Source organism: Derxia lacustris (assembly GCF_002105195.1).
Lineage (GTDB): Bacteria > Pseudomonadota > Gammaproteobacteria > Burkholderiales > Burkholderiaceae_E > Derxia > Derxia lacustris.
The window spans coordinates 239,350-257,574 of the sequence record NZ_MUHU01000008.1 but is presented as its reverse complement, the minus strand read 5'-3'; the positions used below and the strand labels follow the sequence as shown (position 1 = coordinate 257,574).

Here is an 18,225-nt window from a genome sequence, read left to right as displayed (position 1 = left end):
CGGTCATGGCTCGCAACCCGCGCCGCGCGCCGCGGGACGAGACTGGGCGCCGTCCCATCCACCCCAGCGAGCCTGTCCGCCATGAATGCCCCGTCCTTCCGTCCCGTCCTCGCCGCCCTGCTCGCCTGCGCCGGTCTTGCCATCGCGGCCGGCGACGCCCTCGCCTTCGAGCGCGGCGGCAGCCATGAACGCAGCATCGTGCGCAACGAGGGCGGCGGTTTCAGTGCCGGCCGCATGCGCGAGGGCCAGAACAGCCGGGGTGGCGGCTTCACCCGCGAACGCGCCACCACCACCGACGGCGCCGGCAACGCCAGCTCGACCGCCGACCGCAGCTTCAGCACCGCCGGCGGCGCCTCCGGCCTGCGCCAGCGCCAGTTCAGGCGCGATGCCGACGGCAGCGCGAGCGCGGGGGGCAGCAGCAGCTTCACCGGCGCCAACGGCGGCACGGCGCAGTCGAGCGGCAGCATCAACCGCGACGCGAGCGGCAACGTGAACGGCTCGCGCGCCACCACCGCCACCGGTGCCAACGGCACGAGCTATTCCGGCAGCACCCAGGTGAGCAACGGCAGCGTCACCCACAGCGGCGGCTGCACCGACGCCGCCGGCAACGCCGTCGCCTGCCGCTGAGGCGCGCGATGTTCGACGGTCTCCCGCGCCCGGCGCTGCTGCTGCCGCTGCTCGCGGCGCTCGGGCTGACCGAGGCGATCATGCTGCGCCGGCGCGGCCTCGGCTGGGACTGGCGCGATGCCGCCTGCTCCCTCGCCATCGCCGCCGGCCAGCCCGTCAGCCGCATGCTCGGCGCCGCCGTCTGGGGCTGGCTGTTCGTGCTGGCCTGGCAATGGCGCCTCTGGACCGTGCCGCTCGGCACCGCCTGGGGCCTGGGCCTGCTCTTCCTCGGCGAGGAGCTTTGCTACTACGGCTACCACCGCGCGAGCCACCGGGTGCGCTGGTTCTGGGCCACGCATGCGGTGCACCACTCGCCCGAGCGGCTGACGTTCGCCGGCGCCTACCGCCTGGGCTGGACCGGCGGGCTGACCGGCACCGGCTTCTTCTTCCTGCCGCTGGTGCTGCTGGGCTTCGCGCCGGCCGCCGTGTTCGGGATGCTCGGGCTGAACCTGCTCTACCAGTTCTGGCTGCACACCGAGCTGGTGCCGCGTCTGGGCTGGCTGGAGGGCATCGTCAACACGCCGTCGGCGCACCGGGTGCACCACGCGCGCAACGGTCCCTATCTCGACCGCAACTTCGGCGGCGTGCTGATGCTGTGGGACCGGCTGTTCGGCAGCTACACGCCCGAGCGCGCCGACCTGCGTTGCGACTTCGGCCTGCTGCCGCCGCTGCGCAGCCGCAATCCGCTGCGCGTCGCCCTGCACGAATGGATCGCGCTCGGCCGCGACCTGCGCCGCGCCGCCGGCTGGCGCACCCGCATCAACCTGCTTCGCCAACCGCCCGGAGAACTCCCGTGAACCTGCAAGCCCTTGCAACCGCCTGCGCCGTCGCGCTCCTGCTTGCCCTGCCCGCGCATGCCGCCGACGACGCGCCGGCCACCGGCAACGGCACCGCGCCGCGCGCCAACGCCGACCGCGCCGAGCGCCTGCTGACCGAACTGGACAAGCGCTTCAACACCGCCGACACCGACCACGACGGCAGCCTCACCCAGGCCGAGGCCAAGGCCATGCCGCGCGTGGCGCAGAACTTCGGCGCCATCGACCGCGACGGCAGCGGCACGGTCACGCGCGCCGAACTGATGAGCTATCTGCGCGACCGTCAGGCCGACCGCCAGCGCTGACCCGGGCCGGCGCGGCCCGACGTCGGTCCGCCCGCGAGCGCCGCCGCCGGGCCACGTGCCACCATCGCCGCTCCAACAAGAACACGATGGAGTGGACGGATGCTGCTTTGGGGGCTTTTCTGGGGCGCGCTGGCCGGCGCGATTGCCGACGGCTTCATGTCGGCAGTCGCGGGCGCGGTACTGGGCGCGCTGGCCGGACTGACGCTACGCGCCGTCGTGCGCGGCGAGATCGAATCGCAGACGGCAGAGCTGCTGCATCGCGCCCGCGCCGACGCGCTGGCGGAGGCCGCCGCCGTCGCCACCGCGCAGGAGCGGCGGTCGGCGCCGGACAGCCCCCGGCCGGACAGCGCCGCGCCCGAGATCCCGAGGCCGGACATCCCCGCGCCGGAGGCCGCGACCCGGGTGCCGTCCGCCCTGCCCCCGCGCGCCGCACCCGATCCCGACTTCGACCTCGATCCCGATTTCGCGCCGGCCGCCGCGCAAGCGCTTGCCTCCGCGCCGCCCGACGCTGCCGCGACCACTGCGCCGATCCCGGCCGGGACCGCGCCCCCGCCCGTCGCCCCGCCCGCCATCGCCGGTCAGCCCGTGACCCCGCCGCCGGTCGCCCCGCCTTCCGTCGCCGACGCGCCCGCGCCCCGGCCGCCCGCGCCACGCCCCCGGCGGACGCCAGCCGACGCCGCCGCGCTGCCCGAACCCGTCGATCTCGCCGCCCGCCTGCGCGACTGGCTGTTCGGCGGCAACGCGGTCGTGCGCGTCGGCGCGCTGCTGATCTTCCTCGGCCTCGCCTTCCTCGTGCGCTGGGCGGCCGAGCGCGCGGTGTTTCCGGTCGGCGCGCGGGTCGCGCTGGCGGGCTTCGCGGGCATGGCGCTGCTGGCCACCGGCTGGCGCCTGCGCGAGCGCCGGCCCGGCTATGCGATGACGCTCCAGGGCGCGGGCGTGGCCATCGTCTATCTCACCGCCTACGCGGCGCTGCGGCTGTACGACCTGATCGCGCCCGGCACGGCGTTCACCGTGATGGCCGGCATCTGCGCGCTGGCCACGGTGCTGGCGCTGCGCCAGGACTCGATGAGCCTCGCGGTGCTGGCCTTCGGCGGCGGCTTCGCGGCCCCGGTGCTGGCCTCGACCGGCCACGGCAGCCATGTGGCGCTGTTCGGCTGGTACGCGCTGCTCGACCTCGCGGTGATGTTCATCGCGGCGCGGCGGCAATGGCGCGCGCTGTCGCGCATGGCCTTCATCGCCACCTTCGCCATCGCCACGGTCTGGGGCGTGCTGCGCTACCGGCCCGAACTGTTCGCCACCACCGAGCCCTTCCTGCTGCTGTTCTTCGCGCTGTTCACCGCCGCCGGCGTGCTGCCGGCGCTGCGGCGCCTGCCGCCGGCCGCGACCGCGCTCGACGGCATGCTCGTGTTCGGCACGCCGCTCGTGGCCTTCGCGCTCCAGGCGAAGCTGGTGGACGACACCGAATACGGCCTCGCCTGGTCGGCGCTCGCGCTCGGCCTGCTCTACCTGCTGCTGGCGCGGCGCGTGGGCGCCAACGCCGGTCCGGCCGCCACGCGCGCGACGGCCACGGCGGCGCGCGCGGGCCATCCCGACCGCGCCGCCACCGCCGACCACACCGCCACCGACGACAACGACGCGCCGGATCTCCGCCTGCTCGCCGACGCGCTGCTCGCGCTGGGCATCGGCTTCCTCACGCTGGCGATCCCGCTGGCCTTTGGCTCGGGCGTCACCTCGGCGCTGTGGGCGCTCGAAGGCGCCGGGCTGGTCTGGACCGGGCTGCGCCAGCGTCGGCTGCTGCCGCGCTGCGCCGGGCTGGCGTTGCAGGCGCTGGCCGGGCTCGGCTTTCTCGATTCGGTGACGGTCGAGCACTGGGAGGAAATCCCGTTCGCCAACCGGCTGTTCCTCGGCGCGGCGCTGCTGGCGGTGGCGGCCTTCCTCGTCGCCTGGTGGCTGCGCCGCGCCGCCGCCGAGGACGACGCGCGCCCGCCCGATCTCGACACGCCCGATCCCGGCGCACTCGAAAGCGCATGGATCGCCATCGAGCGCGTGCTGCCGACACCGCTGTGGCTGGCGGGCTTTGGCTGGGTGCTGGTGGCGTTTGCGCTCGACATCACGCGCAGCGTCGTCGGGCCGGACAGCCTGCTGCGCCCGGCCTTTGCGCCCGCCAGCCAGCTGCATCTGATGCTGCTGGCCTATGCCGGCTGTGCGCTGGCGGCCTGGAAGGCGGCGCAGCGGCTCGACTGGCGCGTGGCCCGGCTGCCGGCGCGCGCGCTGCTCGCGGCGATGTTCGGCGTGCTGATCTTCAACATCGGCGACGGCGTGCAGCTCACCCAAGGCCACGGGCCGCTCATCTGGCCGGCGGTGCTGGCGACGCATTTCTGGCTGCTGCGCGCCGCCGACCGCCAGCGCGCCGCAGCGCCGGACGGCGACTGGCTCGCGCGCCGCCTCGGCGATCCGCTGTCGGTGCTGCTGCATGCAGGCAGCGTCTGGTTCATCGCGCTCGCGGTCGGCCGGCTGCTCTGGCAATGGATCGATGCCGACCGGCTCTGGCAGCACGACTGGGCGGCGGTGCTCAATGCCCTGGCGCCGGCCGCGCTGCTGCTGGCGCTGGTCGCGCTGCATCGCTTTGGCGCCGCGCGCTGGCCGGTCGCCGCCCAGCCGCGCGCCTGGTTGTGGATCGGCGCCGGGCCGGTGGCGCTGGCGGTCGTGTTCGGCAATGCCGTGCTGGCGCCGCTGGCGCGCGGCGACACGCCGCCGCTGCCGTGGATTGCGCTGCTCAATCCGGTCGATGGCGCGCTGCTGCTCGGCGTGGTGGCGCTCGCGCTCTGGTGGCGGTGCCTGCGCAGCGACGATTTCGCGCCGCCGCGCAGCGTGGCCGTGCTGCCGCCGATCCTGGCGCTCGTCGCCTTCATGGACGTGAACACCGCCTGGCTGCGCATCGCGCATCACGCCGCCGGCATCGCCTGGGATGCCGAGGCGCTGTTCCATTCGCCGCTGGTGCAGCTGGGCTATGCGCTGCTCTGGACCTCGCTCGCCTTCGTGCTGATGGTGGCGGCGCGCCGGGCGGCATCGCGCTGGCTCTGGGGCACGGGCGCGGCGCTGCTCGGGCTCACGGTGGTCAAGCTGTTCCTGGTCGATCTGGCCAATGCCGGCAGCGGCGAGCGGATCGCCGCCTTCATGGGCGTGGGCCTGCTGATGCTGGCGGTCGGCTATGTGGCGCCGATGCCGCCGGCCGAGGACGACGCCGGCTGAGCGCCCTCCGGCCGGCCGGCGTCAGCGCAGCTCGGCGCCCGTCGCGGTCGCCGGGCCGATGCCCACGATCTGCAACACCGTCTCCTCATCCTTGGCACCGTCGTAATGCACCTGCCCGCCCACATGCGTGACGAAGCTGCCCGCCGGCGCCGGCACCATCGAGGCCGGGTCGTAGCGCTGGCCGGTGCCGATCCACCAGGTGCCCGACAGCACCCGGATGTAGCGGTCGTTGGGATGGAAATGCGGCCGGCTGGTATTGCCCGGCTTCCACTTGACCAGCACCACATACAGGCCGGGCTTGGTCGGATCGCCGACCAGCGTGGCCGATTCGGAACCGCCGTTCGGGCCGGCCTTCCACGGCACCGAGGCCGGCAGGTCGATGCGGACCGCCGCCGGATCGAGCTCGGCATGGACGGCGGATGCCGAGATCAGCAGACAGGCCAGCGCGGCAAGGCGCGCGCGGCGGATGGGTTTGGACATCAAGATCGCGTCTCCGGTGGAAAGGGGCGCCGCGACGCTAACGGCAGCCGCGCCCCGCCGCGCGCCGCGCCATCGACCGATTGGCAATGACCACATGACGCCCGGCCCGGCCACGGCTGACCCGCTGCGCGCGCCGGCGCGTCAAACCCGCCACACTGCGCCCCGCGCCAACCCGGCGCTCCCTCGCTACCGCCCATGCTCGCGACCCTGCTCAAACCGCTGCTCAAGCTCGTCATCAACCTGCTGTTCCGCGTGCGCATCGACGCGCCGGAAAGCGCCTTCCGCCATCCGCGCACCCTCATCGTCGCCAACCACGAGAGCTTTCTCGACGGGCTGGTGCTCGGGCTCAACCTGCCGGTGCGCGCCACCTTCGTCATCAACACCCAGATCGCGGCTCAGCCGCTGATGAAGCGGATGCTCGCCTTCATCGACTATCTGGCGGTCGATCCGGCCAATCCGATGGCGATGAAGCAGGTGGTGCGGCTGCTCGAATCGGGCACGCCGGTGGTGATCTTTCCGGAAGGCCGGCTGACCGTGACCGGCTCGCTGATGAAGGTGTACGACGGCGCCGGCTTTGCCGCCGCCAAGACCGGCGCGGCGGTGGTGCCGGTACGGCTGAGCGGCCCGGCCAAGACCTTCTTCAGCCGGCTCGCGGGCATCTATCCGCGCCGGCTGTTCCCCAGGATCAGCCTGCAAACGCTGCCGGCGCGGCATATCGCGGCGGCCAGCAGCGGCCCGGCGCGCGAACGGCGCCGTCAGGCCGGCGAGGCGATGCGCCGCATCCTCACCGACATGATCGTCAAGACCACGCCGCCCAACACGCTCTACGGCGCCTTCCTCGATGCGCGCGACGTGTTCGGCAGCGGGTTTGGCGTGGTGGAAGACGTGCGCTTCGTCGAGGAAACCTACGGCTCGCTGCTCAAGACCACGCTCGCGATCCAGCGCATGTTGGCGCCGCGCACGCAGCCCGGCGAAGTGGTCGGCGTGCTCATGCCCAATGCCGCGCCAACGCTTGCAATGGTCCTCGCGCTCACGGCGCTGCGGCGGGTGCCGGGCATGCTCAATTACACCGCCGGCCGCGACGGCCTGCAGGCCGCCTGCGTCGCGGCGCGCATCACCCAGATCTATGCGTCGCGCGCCTTTCTGGAGAAGGGCAAGCTGACCCAGATCGTCGAGGGGCTGGACGGCATCGCGGTGCATTACGTCGAGGATCTGAAGGCGAGCTTCGGCCTCGCCGACAAGCTCGCCGTGCTGTTCAGGCTGCCGTTCGCGCGCGGTGCCCAGCTGCCCGCCGCGCCCGGCGACCCCGCCGTCGTGCTGTTCACCTCCGGCTCCGAGGGCAAGCCGAAGGGCGTGGTGCACACGCATGGCTCCATCCTCGCCAACGTGGCCCAGGTGCGCGCGGTGGCCGACTTCATGCCGCACGACAAGTTCATGGTGGCGCTGCCGCTGTTCCATTCCTTCGGCTTTACCTGCGGCGCGATCCTGCCGCTGGTGTCGGGCAGCCGCGCCTTCCTCTACCCGAGCCCGCTGCACTACCGCGTGATTCCGGAGGTGGTCTACGACCGCAACTGCACGGTGCTGTTCGGCACCAGCACCTTCCTGGGCAACTACGCGCGCTTCGCGCATCCCTATGACTTTGGCCGGCTGCGCTATGTGGTGGCCGGCGCCGAAAAGCTCTCCGACGCGGTGCGCGAGACCTGGGCCGACAAGTTCGGCCTGCGCATCCTCGAAGGCTATGGCGTCACCGAGTGCGCGCCCGTCATCAGCGTCAACGTGCCGATGGCGGCGCGCCGCGGCACCGTCGGCCAGCCGCTGCCCGGCATCGAGACCCGGCTCGATCCGGTGCCCGGCATCGCGCGCGGCGGCGTGCTCAGCGTGCGCGGGCCCAATGTGATGGCCGGCTATCTGCGCTACGAAAACCCCGGCGTGCTCGAAGCGCCCTCAACCGACGCCGGCCCGGGCTGGTACTCCACCGGCGACATCGTCGACATCGACGCCGACGGCTTCATCCACATCCTTGGCCGGGTCAAGCGCTTTGCCAAGATCGCCGGCGAGATGGTGTCGCTCGAAGCAGTCGAGAAGCTCGCCATCGCGGCCGGCGCGCCCGCCAGCCTGCATGCCGCCAGCACCCGCAGCGACGCCGGCAAGGGCGAGGCGCTGGTGCTGTTCACCACCGACGCGGCGCTGACCCGCGACGCGCTGCTGGCCGCCGCCCGCGCCGCCGGCGCGCCCGAGCTGGCCGTGCCGCGCGACATCCGCCGCGTCGACGCGATTCCGCTGCTCGGCTCGGGCAAGACCGATTACGTCACGCTCAAGAAGCTGGCCGAGGCGCCCGCGCCGCGCGCCGCCGCCCAACCCGTACCGGAAGCCAACGCATGAACGCCGGACTCGCCGCCGTCCTCGTCACCCAGTTCTTCTCGGCGCTGGCCGACAACGCAATCCTTTTCGCGGCCATTGCGCTGCTCAAGTCGCAGGCCGCGCCGGCGTGGCAGTTCCCGCTGCTGCAGGAGTTCTTCGTGGCGGCCTTCATCCTGCTGGCGCCCTTCGTCGGGCCGGTGGCCGATGCGCTGCCCAAGGGCCGGGTGCTGCTGATCGGCACCGTGCTCAAGCTGATCGGCGCGCTGGCGATGCTCGCGGGCTTCGATCCCTTCATCAGCTACGGCGTCATCGGCGCCGGCGCGGCGGTGTATTCGCCGGCCAAGTACGGAATCCTCGGCCAGCTCTGCGACGAGTCGCGGCTGGTCAAGGCCAACGGCTGGCTTGAGTCGTCGACCATCGCCGCGATCCTGCTCGGCGCGGTGGCCGGCGGCGCGCTCGCCGATGCGCACAACACGGCGCTCACGGCGGGGCTGGCTGGCGTGTATGCGCTGTCGCTGCTGGGCACGCTGCTGGTGCCCCGGCTGCCGGCGGTCAATCCGCAGCCGCTGCGGCCCGGGCCGATGCTGGCGCGCTTCGTGCCGTCGCTGGTCACGCTGTTCCGCGCCGCCGACACGCGGCTGTCGCTGCTGGGCACGGCGCTGTTCTGGGGCGCGGCGGCGGTGCTGCGCTTTCTGCTCATCGCCTGGCTGCCGTTTGCGCTGCACATCGAGGGCACGGAGACAGTCGGCTATCTCAACGGCGCGACCGCCATCGGCATCGTGATCGGCGCGGTGATCGCGGGGCAGCTGGTCAAGGTGCATTCGGCGCACAAGGTGCTGCCGGCCGGCGTGGCGATGGGCGTGGCGGTGGCGGGCTGCGCGCTGCTCGGCTCGCTGTGGACGGCGGCGGCGGCGATGGTCGTGATCGGCGCGCTCGGCGGCTTCTACGTGGTGCCGCTGAATGCGCTGCTGCAGGAACGCGGCGGCGAGCGCGTGGGTGCGGGTGCCGCGGTGGCGGTGCAGAACCTGTTCGAGAACAGCGGGATGCTGCTGCTGGTGGGCGGCTATCTGCTGCTCGAAAAATCGCGGATGGCGCCGACGACCAGCCTGATGGTGGTCGGCGGCGCGCTCACACTGGCGATGCTGGGGTTGATGCTCGGGCGCAAGACCGAGCGGGCCTGACCGGGCAGCGCTTGCAGGCACCGCGCCGCGCCCGCCCAAGGCACGCCTCGGCCGGCCACAAGTGCCGGTCGCGCTGCAAGACTCAGCGCAAGGTCGCCAGATACGCGATCAGATCTTCCCGCGCATGCGCATCCGGCAGGCCGTCGTACTTCATCTTGCCGCCGGGCACGGCCTTCTTCGGGTCTTCGAGATAGGCCGCGAGCCTGTCGGCGCTCCAGACGATGCCGCTCGCCTTCATCGCATCCGAATAGGCAAAGCCGTCGAGCGCGGCCGACTTGCGGCCCAGGCTCGCGAACAGCGACGGCCCCTTCTTGTTCTTGCCCTCCTTCACGCTGTGGCACTCGGCGCATTGCTCGGCAAACACATCGCTGCCGCGCTTCACATCGCCGGCAGCATGGGCGGCGCCGACACTCAGCGCCAGCGCGGCGCCGATCAGCAGCAGACGGAGTCGGGCGGGCTTGTTCATCAGGTTGGCCGGCATCAGAAAGTCGTCCATGCAAACAGGAAGAAGGTGTTGTTGTCCGACGCATTGCGGCCCGCGCCGTCGTAGTTGGACGCCGCGCCGTTGTACTTGCTGTAGCGCGTGAACTGGGCGCCGAGCCGCAGATTGGCCCAGGGCGCCAGCCAGCTGTCCTCCTTGCCGAACGGCGTCCAGTCCACTTGCAGCGTCTGGCCGGCGGTGTCGGGCCGGAAACCGCCGTTGCTGGCATAGAGCAGGCTGTCGGCGCTGCCGTTGGTGATGAACTGGCCCAGCGTCACGCCCCAGGTCTGCTGCCAGTGATAGCTGGCGTTGACGCGGAATTCATTCAGCGTGCCGCGCAGCTGATCGGCCGCGCCGGCCGCAACCCAGGCATCGCGCGTCTGACGCTCATGCACATAGCTGGTCGCGGCGGTGAACACATGCTCGCGCGTGCCGAGGAACTGGTACTGCGCATCGGCGCCGATGTCGGCATAGCGGTTGCTGGGCGTGCCCGGCGTGCGGTCGGGCTGGAGCGAGCTGCTGAAGCCGAACAGGCCGGCGGTCCAGGAGTCGCGCTTGCGGTCGTCGAGCCAGGCCAGCCGCCAGTAGGCCGAGCCGTGCAGCCGGCCCGGATCGTCGGCCGCGCCGAGCCCGAACTTGGTCTGCATCGCCGGCGACAGGCTGCGATAGGCGCCCAGCTCGGCATACAGATGGTCGTTCCAGAAGCCGTAGCCCGACAGCCCCATCACCCGGCCTTCCACGCCGCCGTTGAGGAGCGTGCCGGTCTCCACTCCTCCAAAGCCGAGCGCCGACCCCGTGTACGGAAAGCGCCAGACCGGCAGCGTGTTGAACGGGTCCTGCACGCTCGGGTTGTTGTTGAGGCTCAGGCCCAGCAGCAGATCCTTGCCGCCGAGCGCAAGCGTTTGCGCGTAGCGCAGATCGACCTGATCGAGAGCGCTCGACTTGCCGACGCCGTCGTAAGTGGCCTGCACGAAGGCGCCGAAATTCTCGGCCAGCCGGCCGGCGAGGAAGACCGAGGCTTCGTCGAGCGTGCCGTTGTCGTTGCGGCGATAGCCGGCGGCCGGCGCCTCGTCCTGGCTCTTGCCGGTGTGCGTGAACGAGCCGACCGCCATCGCCGACAGCGGCACTTTCGTGCCCTGGCCGTCGGTATCGGTATAGCCGCCGAGCTTGAAGCGGATGCCGTAGGCGGTGAGCTGGGGGCCGAAGCCGCCGATGTGGCAGGCGACGCAGTCCTGGCCGGTCTGGCGCGCAAAACTGGGCACGGCATGGGCGGCCGGGGCCAGGGCGAGCATGCCCAGGCCGAGCGCGGTCGCCGACAAGCAAAGCTTGAAGTGGGTCATCGGAGTCGTTGGTAGTGAGAGTCGGACCGACGCCGGTCCGGGAAGGCCGGACTAGCTGCGCGAGCGGCCGGCCGGAAGCATCGCGACGAGGGTGGCGTCGCCCAGCACGCGGTGATGAAAGACGGCAGCGGCGGCATGCAGGCCGACCAGCGCGGCCAGCGTCCAGGCGGCGGCCTCGTGCCAGAACTCGAGCGTGTCGGCGAGGTCGAGATCGCGCTCGATCAAGGGCGGCAGCAGCAGCCCGAACGGCAGCGCCACCGGCTGGCCGCGCGCGCTGGTCAGCGCCCATCCCAGCAGCGGCAGGCCGATGAGCAGACCGTAGAGCGCCAGATGCACCGCGCCCGCCGCCAGCCGCATCGGCAGCGCGGTGACGCCGGTCGACGCCAGCTCGACCCGCTGCCGCACGCCGATGCGCGCCAGCGCCAGGCCGATCACCGCCACGCCGGCCAGCCGATGCACCTGCATCAGCAGCGCGCGCCACGGCCCGCCGTCGAAGAGTTCGCGCGCCAGCACCAGCGCGAAAGCCGCCAGCACCAGCGCCAGCGTGGCCCAGTGCAGCCAGCGCACGGCCGCCGGATGGCGGACGTCTTGAGTCGGAAGTTCGGCCACGGGCATCCCGAAAAAGGTGAATGACGACCCGAGTCTAGGGAGCCGAGACTTTCCGCCTCATTTCATGTGTGATTTTTTCTCATTCAATTATTTCGGGCGAATTCTGCTACCGACAATTCGCAACCGCCAATCGGCCGGCGCGCGCCGCCCTGGGCGCGGCCGGCCTGCACCACCTACTTGGCAACGTGCCCGTAGCAGCTCACGAGCTTGCTGTAGTCATAGAAATGCGTCGTGCCGGCCAGCTTGGCGCCGTCGCAGGCGGCCTTGAAGTCGGTTTCCTTCTCGTCGTAGAACATCTTGACGATCAGGCTGCCGGCGGCATTGCGGTACACGTCCCACTGCATGTTGGCGGCCATGCGCGACAGGGTTTCACCGCGCCACGGATTGGCCGCATAGCTGAACGGCGTGGCGACCGGCTGCGGCTGCACCGCCGTCTTGAGGCCGATGCGGGTGGCGAACGGCAGCATGATTTCGGCGTGCGCAAAGCGCAGCTTGGCGGCATGGCTCAGGTCGCCCCTGGCGATGGCATCGACCTCGTTGAACAGGTCGTCCACCAGCACCTGGGCCATCTTGCTGGTGATGTCGCCCTTCTCGGCAAAGCCCGGGCCCTTGTCGTAGAAGTCCGAGCCGTCGTTCAGCTCGGCATAGGCCTTGGCCTGGGCGATCGGCAGGTAGGGCGTGAAATCGACGCCGGCTTCCTTCTTCATGGCCGGGGCGATCACGTACAGCTCATACAGCAGCGAGCCGGCGGTCGCGGCCGAGGTGATGGCGGTCTTGCCGTCGCCGCTGAGCGTGCTGGTGAACTTGCCGTCGTCGCTGGCATAGGTCCAGCTGCCGGTGTTGGCGAAGCGGTAGCTGCCGTTCTCGATCTTGTCGATGAAGGCCGAGGTGAACAGGCGCTCCAGCACGGCGCGGCCGGCGGCCTTTGCGGCGCTGGTGCCCATCAGCGCCGATTGCGTCGTGGCCAGATCGGTGTCGCCGCTCTTGTAGGCCTGATAGGCGAGGCTGTCCTGCCAGGTCGGGTAGTAGGCGTCGGCGGTGTTGGTCACCAGATCCGTGCTCTTGCCGAGCTTGTGGAAGTACAACAGGAAGCGGTTGGTGCCGTCGGGCTGGACCACGGGCTTGCCGTTGTCCGGATACGGCGCGGGTGCCGGCGGGTAGCTGATGAGCGAGGCCAGCGCCGGCTGGCGCGTCTTGAGCGAGGTCACGAAGAAATTGCCGCTGTCCACCGCCCGGTCCACGCCCGAGGTGACGGTCACGATCTTGCGCGTGCCGTCCTTGGCCACCGCGCTCCAGTAGCCGGGCAGGCGCGCGAGCAGGCGGGCGGCGAGCTGGGTGTGCTCATCGATGCCGACCTGGGTCTCGTTGCCATAGCCCGGCGTGCTGATGCCGCTCACCCCATAGCCGAGCAGGAAATTGGCCTTCATCAGCTTGAGCACGTCGGGGCCGAGTTTTGCGCCGAGCGCGGTGAGCGCGCCGTCGGCCTCGGCCTGCTTCCACATGTTGTAGACGGCGGCGTCGTACTTGAGGCTGGACAGGCCGCGCGAGCCGTGGCGCGCGACCAGCTGAGTGAAGACCGGCGAATAGCCCGCCGGCGCGGCCTCGTAGCTGGCGGCGTCCTGCTGCGGCCGGTAGGGCGCCTTGGTCTGATACCAGCGGTCGACCAGCGTGGCCGGCGCCAGCGCGGCGCGGCGGTCGGCCGGATTGTCGGCCAGCGCGCTGGCGATGCGCTTGAGGCCGTCGTCCGACGCGCTCTTGAGCGCGGCCTTGGCGACGGCATCGGTTTCGAGGTTGAAGTCGGCCAGCAGCTGGGCCCTGGACACGCCGACCGCAATCGCCACCTTGGCGAGCGCATCGGCATAGGAGAGCGCGTTGTTCTCCATCTCGGCCACGACCGAGGTCGAGTGCAGGCTGACCACGCCCGGCGCTTCCTTCGGCGCGCGCAGCACCAGCTTGGCGGTGACGGCGCTGGCGGCCGATGTGGCGGGGTCGAGCTCGCGCGCGTCGGTGCCGATCTCGGCCACCACGGCGCCGCTGCCCTTCAGGCTGAACTTGCCGGCGCTGTCGCTGCGCGCGCTGGTCTCGCCGCTGTCGCAGGCGGCGTTGCCGTTGGCGTCGATGCAGACCAGCGCGTTCTGGAAGTAGCTGCCGACGACCACGCCAGCGGTGGTCGGGCCGTCGTCGTGGTTGTCGCTGCCGCAACCGGCCACGAGAAACAGCGTGGCGAGCGCAAGCGGGATCGGGCGGAGCAGCGTGGCGGTGGTGCGGGCGGCGTGGGCCGATTGGCGGGGCATGGGCGGAGTCCGGTGGCTGAAAACCGGCGGAGGGTGGACACCGTCGATGACAGCTCCGCGTCAGCGACCGCCCATCGGCCGCCTGCGGGCGCGGAAGCGCGCGTCCGGGTCGTGCCGGCTCAGGGAATCAACACGCCCGCGCCGCTGATCCGCCCGGCGCGCAAGTCGTCGAGCGCCTCGTTGGCGCGCTCCAACGGATAGGGCGTGGCGCTCACCTCCAGCCGATGGTCGCCGGCAAAGCGCAGAAAGTCGTCGCCATCGCGCCGCGTGAGATTGGCGACCGAGACGATGCTGCGTTCACCCCAGAGCCAGCCGTAGGGAAACGACGGGATGTCGCTCATGTGGATGCCGGCGCAAACCACGGTGCCGCCCTTCCGCACCGCCTTGAGTGCCGCCGGCACCAGCGCGCCGACCGGTGCGAACAGCAGCGCCGCATCCAGCTCGACGTGCCCGCCGAGCGACGAGACCCAGCCCGGCGGCAGGCTGGCGGCGGCCGGATCGGCCGGTGGCGGCAACTCGTCCGAGCCGCCGGCCCACACCGCGCCGAGCGAGCGCGCGAAGTCCTGCGCCACCGTGTCGCCGGGCCGGGTGAAGGCATAGACCTCGCGGCCCTGATGGCGCGCGACCTGCGCCACCAGATGCGCCGCCGCGCCGAAACCGTAGATGCCGAGCCGCTTTGCATCGCCGGCCATCGCAAGCGCGCGCCAGCCGATGAGCCCGGCGCAGAGCAGCGGCGCGGCCTCGGCATCGCTGTAGCCGGCGGGCAGCGCGAACACGTAGCGCGCGTCGGCGACGGCGTAATCGGCATAGCCGCCGGCGATCTGCCAGCCGGTGAAGCGGGCCTGATCGCAGAGGTTTTCGCGGCCGGCGCGGCAGTGCTCGCAGACGCCGCAGGTCCAGCCGAGCCAGGGCACGCCGACCCGGTCGCCGACGGCGAGCGGCCCTGTCACGCCAGCGCCGAGCTTGACCACCCGCCCGACGATCTCGTGCCCCGGCACCACCGGATGCGGCTCGGCCGCGAGTTCGCCATCGACGATGTGCAGGTCGGTGCGGCAGACGCCGCAGGCGCAGACGCGGATCAGCACTTGGCCGGCGCCGGGCTCGGGCAAGCCGTCGCGCCAGACCGCCTGCAAGGGGCGGCCGGGTTCTGCCAGGGTCATGGCGCGCCAGTGCGCGGGCAGGTCGGGGGCGGTCGGCATCGGGTGGCTCGCAATGAAGGCGTTGCGGTCGAGTGTGGCCCAGCCGGCGCCGCGCCGCCTTCAGGTGGCGCAAGCGGCGCGCGCGGATTCAGTCGCCGGTCCGCTGGCCGTACTGCCAGCCGCGCGACATCGGCAGCGGATTCATTGCGCCGCCGCCGGCCTTGCAGCCGAGCACCTGGAACACGCTGATCCAGTCCTCGCGGAAGGCCTTGGCGCTGCCGGCCAGATACACGCGCCAGATGCGGAAGCGTCGGTCGCCGGCCAGCCGCCGCGCCTCGTCGGCATGCGCCTCGAAATTGGCGGCCCAGCGATCGAGCGTGAGCGCGTAGTGGCGGCGCAGGCTTTCGATGTCGTGCGGCTCCAGTCCGCCGCGCTGCATTTCCTGCAGCACCGTGCCGATATGCACCAGCTCGCCCTGCGGAAACACGTAGTCGTGGATGAACTCGCCGCCGCCGTAGGGCGTTTCGCCGTCGTCGGGGTCGGTGCTGGTGATGCCGTGGTTGAGCACCAGTCCGCCGTCCCTGAGCAGCCCGTGGATGATGGCGAAGTAGTCCTTCAGATGCTGCCGGCCCACATGCTCGAACATGCCGACGCTCGAAATCCGGTCGAAGTGGCCGGCGTAGTCGGGCAGCAGGTCGCGGTAGTCGCGCAGCTCGATGCTCACGCGGTCGGCCAGCCCGGCGGCGCGCACGCGCTCGGTGGCGAGCGCGTATTGCTCTTCGCTCAGCGTGATGCCGTGGCAGCGCGCGCCGTAGTGCCGCGCCGCGTGGATGACCAGCGCGCCCCAGCCGCAGCCGATGTCGAGCAGCCGGTCGCCGGTACCGACGCGCAGCTTGGTCAGGATGTGGTCGAGCTTCTTGCGCTGGGCCGTCGCCAGGTCCTCGTCGCCGCGCTCGAAGTAGGCGCAGGAATAGACCATCCGCTCATCGAGCCAGAGCCGGTAGAAGTCGTTGCTGACGTCGTAGTGGTAGGCAATGGCGCGCCGGTCGGTATCGCGCGTGTGGCGCCACTGCCTGAGCATGCGGCCGAGCCTGCCCTCGGGCTCGACGGCGGTGGTGGCGAGCTTCCAGCAGGCTTCGATCACGTCGGCGAGCCGCCCTTCCACCTCGATGGCGCCCTCCACATAGGCGCGCCCCAGGTTCGACAGCGACGGCGACAGCAGATAGCCGAGACTGCGCGGCGACGGCACGACCACGCTCGCGAGCGGTGGGCCGCCGCAGGGCGCGGCAAGGTCGTAGCGGCGACCGTTCCACAGCCGCAGTTCGAGCGGGATCGGCCCGTTCGAGCGCAGACGGGCGACGAAGTTTTCGAGCCGGCTTTCCCAGAACATGCGGGCCTCCCAGGGCGGATGACGCGTTGCGGTATGGGACGGAATAAGCCTCCCCGCGCGGTGTGGGGACTCGCGGTTGCGATTGGTTGCCTAGGCATGGAATTCGGACGGCGCGGGGGTTTCAGCGGGCTTTCCATTCCGGCCTGCGGCCCGCTCGCCTACTCTCGCCGGCATGAATCCCTCTCCTCCCCTGCGCCAGCTTGGTGTCGCGCACGCAGCCTCGGTCTGCGTGGGCATGGTGATCGGCGCCGGCATCTTCAAGACCGCGCCGCTGGTGGCGGCCAATGTCGGCTCGGCCGGCGAGCTGTTTGCGCTGTGGGCCGTCGGCGGGCTGGTATCGCTGATCGGCGCGCTGTGCTTCGCCGAGCTGGCGGCGGCCTTCCCCGATCCGGGCGGCGATTACTGGTTTCTGCGGCTGGCCTGGGGGCGGCGCGCGGGCTTTGCGTTTGCGTGGTCGCGGTTCGCGGTGATCCACACCGGGTCGATGGCGCTGCTGGCCTTCGTGCTCGGCGATTACGCCAATGCGCTGCTGGCGCCGCCGCCCGGCCTCGCGCCGTGGACCAGCGCGCTGTTCGCGGCCGGCGCGATCGGGCTGCTGGTGCTGGCCAATCTGCGCGGGCTGCGGGTCGGGATCGGCACCCAGCTCGGGCTGGCGCTGCTGGTGCTGGCGGGGCTGGGCTGCGTGATCGCGGCCGGGGTCTGGGTGGCGTGGACCGGCGGCTCGGCCGGCCCTGGCGGCGGCATTGGCGCCATCGGCATTGGCGACGCGCTCGCCGGCGCCGCATCCGCCAGCCCAGCCGCTGGCGCCGAGCCGGCCGATCCGCCCAGCCTCGGCACCGCGCTGGTCTTCGTCTTCCTCGCCTACGGCGGCTGGAGCGACGCGGCCACGCTGTCGGCCGAGATGCGCGATCCGCGCCGCGGCATGCTGCGCGCGCTGCTGCTCGGCATGGGCGCGGTGACGGCGCTCTACCTCGCCACGGTCTGGGCCTACTGGCGCGTGCTCGGGCTCGACGGGCTTGCGCGCAGCAGCGCGCCGGCGGCGGACACCATGCGCGTCGCCTTCGGCCGGCCGGGCGAGATCGCCATCGTCGGCATCGTGGCGCTGGCCTCGCTGACGGTGATGAACGCCATCCTGATCGCCGGCGCGCGCACCACCTATGCCGCCGCGCGCGACAGCGGCGATCCGGCGCATCTGGGCGAATGGCATCCATCGCGCGCCGTGCCGCAGGCGTCGGTGCTGGCCATCGGCGCGGTCGCGCTGCTGCTGGTGGCGCTCGGCAGTCTCACGCGCGCCGGCTTCGAGACGATGGTCGACTACCTGTCGCCGGTGTACTGGGGCTTTCTGGTGCTGAGCGGGCTGGCGCTGCCGAGGTTGCGGCGCCGGCTGCCGCAGGCGGCACGGCCGTTTCGCGTGCCCGGCTATCCCTGGCTGCCGCTGCTGTTCGCGGCCGCGAGCGGCTATGTGCTGTGGGCGAGCCTGGCCTATGTGAAGGCCGGCGCGCTGGCCGGCGTGGGCGTGGTGCTCGCGGGCCTGCTGCTGCGCGCGTGGATGCTGCGGCGGCGCTGACAGCCGCCGCGCGGTCGGCCGCAAGGCGCACCAGCGCGCCGCTTACCGCCGCCGGAGCAGATGCGCCCATTCGGCCGGCACATCGCCCGCCGCCGGCGTCTCGATCTGGGCGATCAGCGCATTGCCGGTCTGCTTGGCAAACGCCTGAAAGTCGCGCACCGAGCTGGCGTCGGTGGCAATCACCTTGAGCACCTCGCCCGATTGCAGATCGGTCAGCGCCTTCTTGGCGCGCAGGATCGGCAGCGGGCACATCAGGCCGCGCGCATCGACTTCGCGGGCGACGGGCGGCAGGGGCTGGGCGGATTCGGTCATGGCGGTTTCCTGGAGGAAGGCCGGCCGGTACAT

General features: G+C 71.7%; 15 protein-coding genes. 7 read left to right on the top strand and 8 right to left on the bottom strand.

Annotation, left to right across the window (positions count from 1 at the left end; genetic code table 11):
- Nucleotides 1-81: 81 nt before the first annotated feature.
- From B9P64_RS07935 to B9P64_RS07920, 4 genes are all read left to right on the top strand, one after another.
- A complete protein-coding gene (locus tag B9P64_RS07935) occupies nucleotides 82-627 on the top strand; it encodes a hypothetical protein (RefSeq protein ID WP_051378364.1) in 546 nt (181 codons plus the stop codon).
- Between the two features lie 8 nt (nucleotides 628-635).
- Nucleotides 636-1,463, top strand: a complete 828-nt coding sequence (locus B9P64_RS07930; RefSeq protein WP_028311083.1) for a sterol desaturase family protein — start codon at nucleotides 636-638, stop codon at nucleotides 1,461-1,463.
- Nucleotides 1,460-1,786: an EF-hand domain-containing protein gene (locus B9P64_RS24260; protein WP_211238058.1), complete on the top strand. Its 327-nt coding sequence runs from the start codon at nucleotides 1,460-1,462 to the stop codon at nucleotides 1,784-1,786. Before B9P64_RS07930 ends, B9P64_RS24260 begins: the two co-directional genes overlap by 4 nt.
- A gap of 99 nt (nucleotides 1,787-1,885) precedes the next feature.
- Entirely contained in the window at nucleotides 1,886-5,038 is a 3,153-nt protein-coding gene (locus B9P64_RS07920; protein ID WP_085315683.1) for a DUF2339 domain-containing protein, read from the top strand.
- A 21-nt stretch (nucleotides 5,039-5,059) separates the two neighbouring features.
- On the opposite strand, the gene B9P64_RS07915 is transcribed toward B9P64_RS07920, so the two are convergent.
- Entirely contained in the window at nucleotides 5,060-5,518 is a 459-nt protein-coding gene (locus B9P64_RS07915) for a cupin domain-containing protein (protein ID WP_085315682.1), read from the bottom strand.
- Between the two features lie 195 nt (nucleotides 5,519-5,713).
- Between B9P64_RS07915 and aas the strand changes: the two genes are divergently transcribed.
- Together aas and lplT are read left to right on the top strand one after the other, a co-directional pair.
- Nucleotides 5,714-7,900 carry a bifunctional acyl-ACP--phospholipid O-acyltransferase/long-chain-fatty-acid--ACP ligase gene (aas, locus tag B9P64_RS07910; protein ID WP_085315681.1) on the top strand — a complete coding sequence of 729 codons (2,187 nt, stop codon included), beginning with the start codon at nucleotides 5,714-5,716 and terminating at the stop codon, nucleotides 7,898-7,900.
- Nucleotides 7,897-9,060, top strand: a complete 1,164-nt coding sequence (lplT, locus tag B9P64_RS07905) for a lysophospholipid transporter LplT (protein WP_085315680.1) — start codon at nucleotides 7,897-7,899, stop codon at nucleotides 9,058-9,060. The genes aas and lplT overlap by 4 nt, the downstream gene beginning before the upstream one ends.
- Before the next feature lie 82 nt (nucleotides 9,061-9,142).
- Here the strand turns inward: lplT and B9P64_RS07900 are convergent, their stop codons facing one another.
- From B9P64_RS07900 to B9P64_RS07875, 6 genes are all read right to left on the bottom strand, one after another.
- Nucleotides 9,143-9,556 carry a c-type cytochrome gene (locus B9P64_RS07900; RefSeq protein ID WP_235839925.1) on the bottom strand — a complete coding sequence of 138 codons (414 nt, stop codon included), beginning with the start codon at nucleotides 9,554-9,556 and terminating at the stop codon, nucleotides 9,143-9,145.
- A complete protein-coding gene (locus tag B9P64_RS07895) occupies nucleotides 9,541-10,881 on the bottom strand; it encodes a hypothetical protein (protein WP_085315679.1) in 1,341 nt (446 codons plus the stop codon). Before B9P64_RS07895 ends, B9P64_RS07900 begins: the two co-directional genes overlap by 16 nt.
- Before the next feature lie 51 nt (nucleotides 10,882-10,932).
- Nucleotides 10,933-11,490 carry a cytochrome b gene (locus tag B9P64_RS07890; RefSeq protein WP_176256769.1) on the bottom strand — a complete coding sequence of 186 codons (558 nt, stop codon included), beginning with the start codon at nucleotides 11,488-11,490 and terminating at the stop codon, nucleotides 10,933-10,935.
- Between the two features lie 173 nt (nucleotides 11,491-11,663).
- Nucleotides 11,664-13,784: a hypothetical protein gene (locus B9P64_RS07885; RefSeq protein WP_085315677.1), complete on the bottom strand. Its 2,121-nt coding sequence runs from the start codon at nucleotides 13,782-13,784 to the stop codon at nucleotides 11,664-11,666.
- A 119-nt stretch (nucleotides 13,785-13,903) separates the two neighbouring features.
- Nucleotides 13,904-14,944 (bottom strand): zinc-dependent alcohol dehydrogenase family protein, encoded by a 1,041-nt coding sequence (locus B9P64_RS07880; RefSeq protein WP_085316009.1) that lies wholly within the window; start codon nucleotides 14,942-14,944, stop codon nucleotides 13,904-13,906.
- Nucleotides 14,945-15,071: 127 nt separating this feature from the next.
- A complete protein-coding gene (locus B9P64_RS07875) occupies nucleotides 15,072-16,313 on the bottom strand; it encodes an SAM-dependent methyltransferase (protein WP_085315676.1) in 1,242 nt (413 codons plus the stop codon).
- 172 nt (nucleotides 16,314-16,485) lie between these two features.
- Here B9P64_RS07875 and B9P64_RS07870 point away from each other — a divergent pair, with 172 nt between their 5' ends.
- On the top strand, nucleotides 16,486-17,880 hold the full coding sequence (locus B9P64_RS07870; RefSeq protein ID WP_085315675.1) for an APC family permease: 1,395 nt from the start codon (nucleotides 16,486-16,488) through the stop codon (nucleotides 17,878-17,880).
- Between the two features lie 42 nt (nucleotides 17,881-17,922).
- On the opposite strand, the gene B9P64_RS07865 is transcribed toward B9P64_RS07870, so the two are convergent.
- Nucleotides 17,923-18,192, bottom strand: coding sequence for a sulfurtransferase TusA family protein (locus tag B9P64_RS07865; protein ID WP_085316008.1), 270 nt, complete (start codon nucleotides 18,190-18,192; stop codon nucleotides 17,923-17,925).
- Between the last annotated feature and the right edge of the window lie 33 nt (nucleotides 18,193-18,225).

Coding starts and splice junctions, on each gene's coding strand:
- B9P64_RS07935 (WP_051378364.1), top strand. CDS start 82: ATGAATGCCCCGTCCTTCCGTCCCGTCCTCGCCGCCCTGCTCGCCTGC.
- B9P64_RS07930 (WP_028311083.1), top strand. CDS start 636: ATGTTCGACGGTCTCCCGCGCCCGGCGCTGCTGCTGCCGCTGCTCGCG.
- B9P64_RS07920 (WP_085315683.1), top strand. CDS start 1,886: ATGCTGCTTTGGGGGCTTTTCTGGGGCGCGCTGGCCGGCGCGATTGCC.
- B9P64_RS07915 (WP_085315682.1), bottom strand. CDS start 5,518: ATGTCCAAACCCATCCGCCGCGCGCGCCTTGCCGCGCTGGCCTGTCTG.
- aas (WP_085315681.1), top strand. CDS start 5,714: ATGCTCGCGACCCTGCTCAAACCGCTGCTCAAGCTCGTCATCAACCTG.
- lplT (WP_085315680.1), top strand. CDS start 7,897: ATGAACGCCGGACTCGCCGCCGTCCTCGTCACCCAGTTCTTCTCGGCG.
- B9P64_RS07900 (WP_235839925.1), bottom strand. CDS start 9,556: ATGGACGACTTTCTGATGCCGGCCAACCTGATGAACAAGCCCGCCCGA.
- B9P64_RS07895 (WP_085315679.1), bottom strand. CDS start 10,881: ATGACCCACTTCAAGCTTTGCTTGTCGGCGACCGCGCTCGGCCTGGGC.
- B9P64_RS07885 (WP_085315677.1), bottom strand. CDS start 13,784: ATGCCCCGCCAATCGGCCCACGCCGCCCGCACCACCGCCACGCTGCTC.
- B9P64_RS07880 (WP_085316009.1), bottom strand. CDS start 14,944: ATGACCCTGGCAGAACCCGGCCGCCCCTTGCAGGCGGTCTGGCGCGAC.
- B9P64_RS07875 (WP_085315676.1), bottom strand. CDS start 16,313: ATGTTCTGGGAAAGCCGGCTCGAAAACTTCGTCGCCCGTCTGCGCTCG.
- B9P64_RS07870 (WP_085315675.1), top strand. CDS start 16,486: ATGAATCCCTCTCCTCCCCTGCGCCAGCTTGGTGTCGCGCACGCAGCC.
- B9P64_RS07865 (WP_085316008.1), bottom strand. CDS start 18,192: ATGACCGAATCCGCCCAGCCCCTGCCGCCCGTCGCCCGCGAAGTCGAT.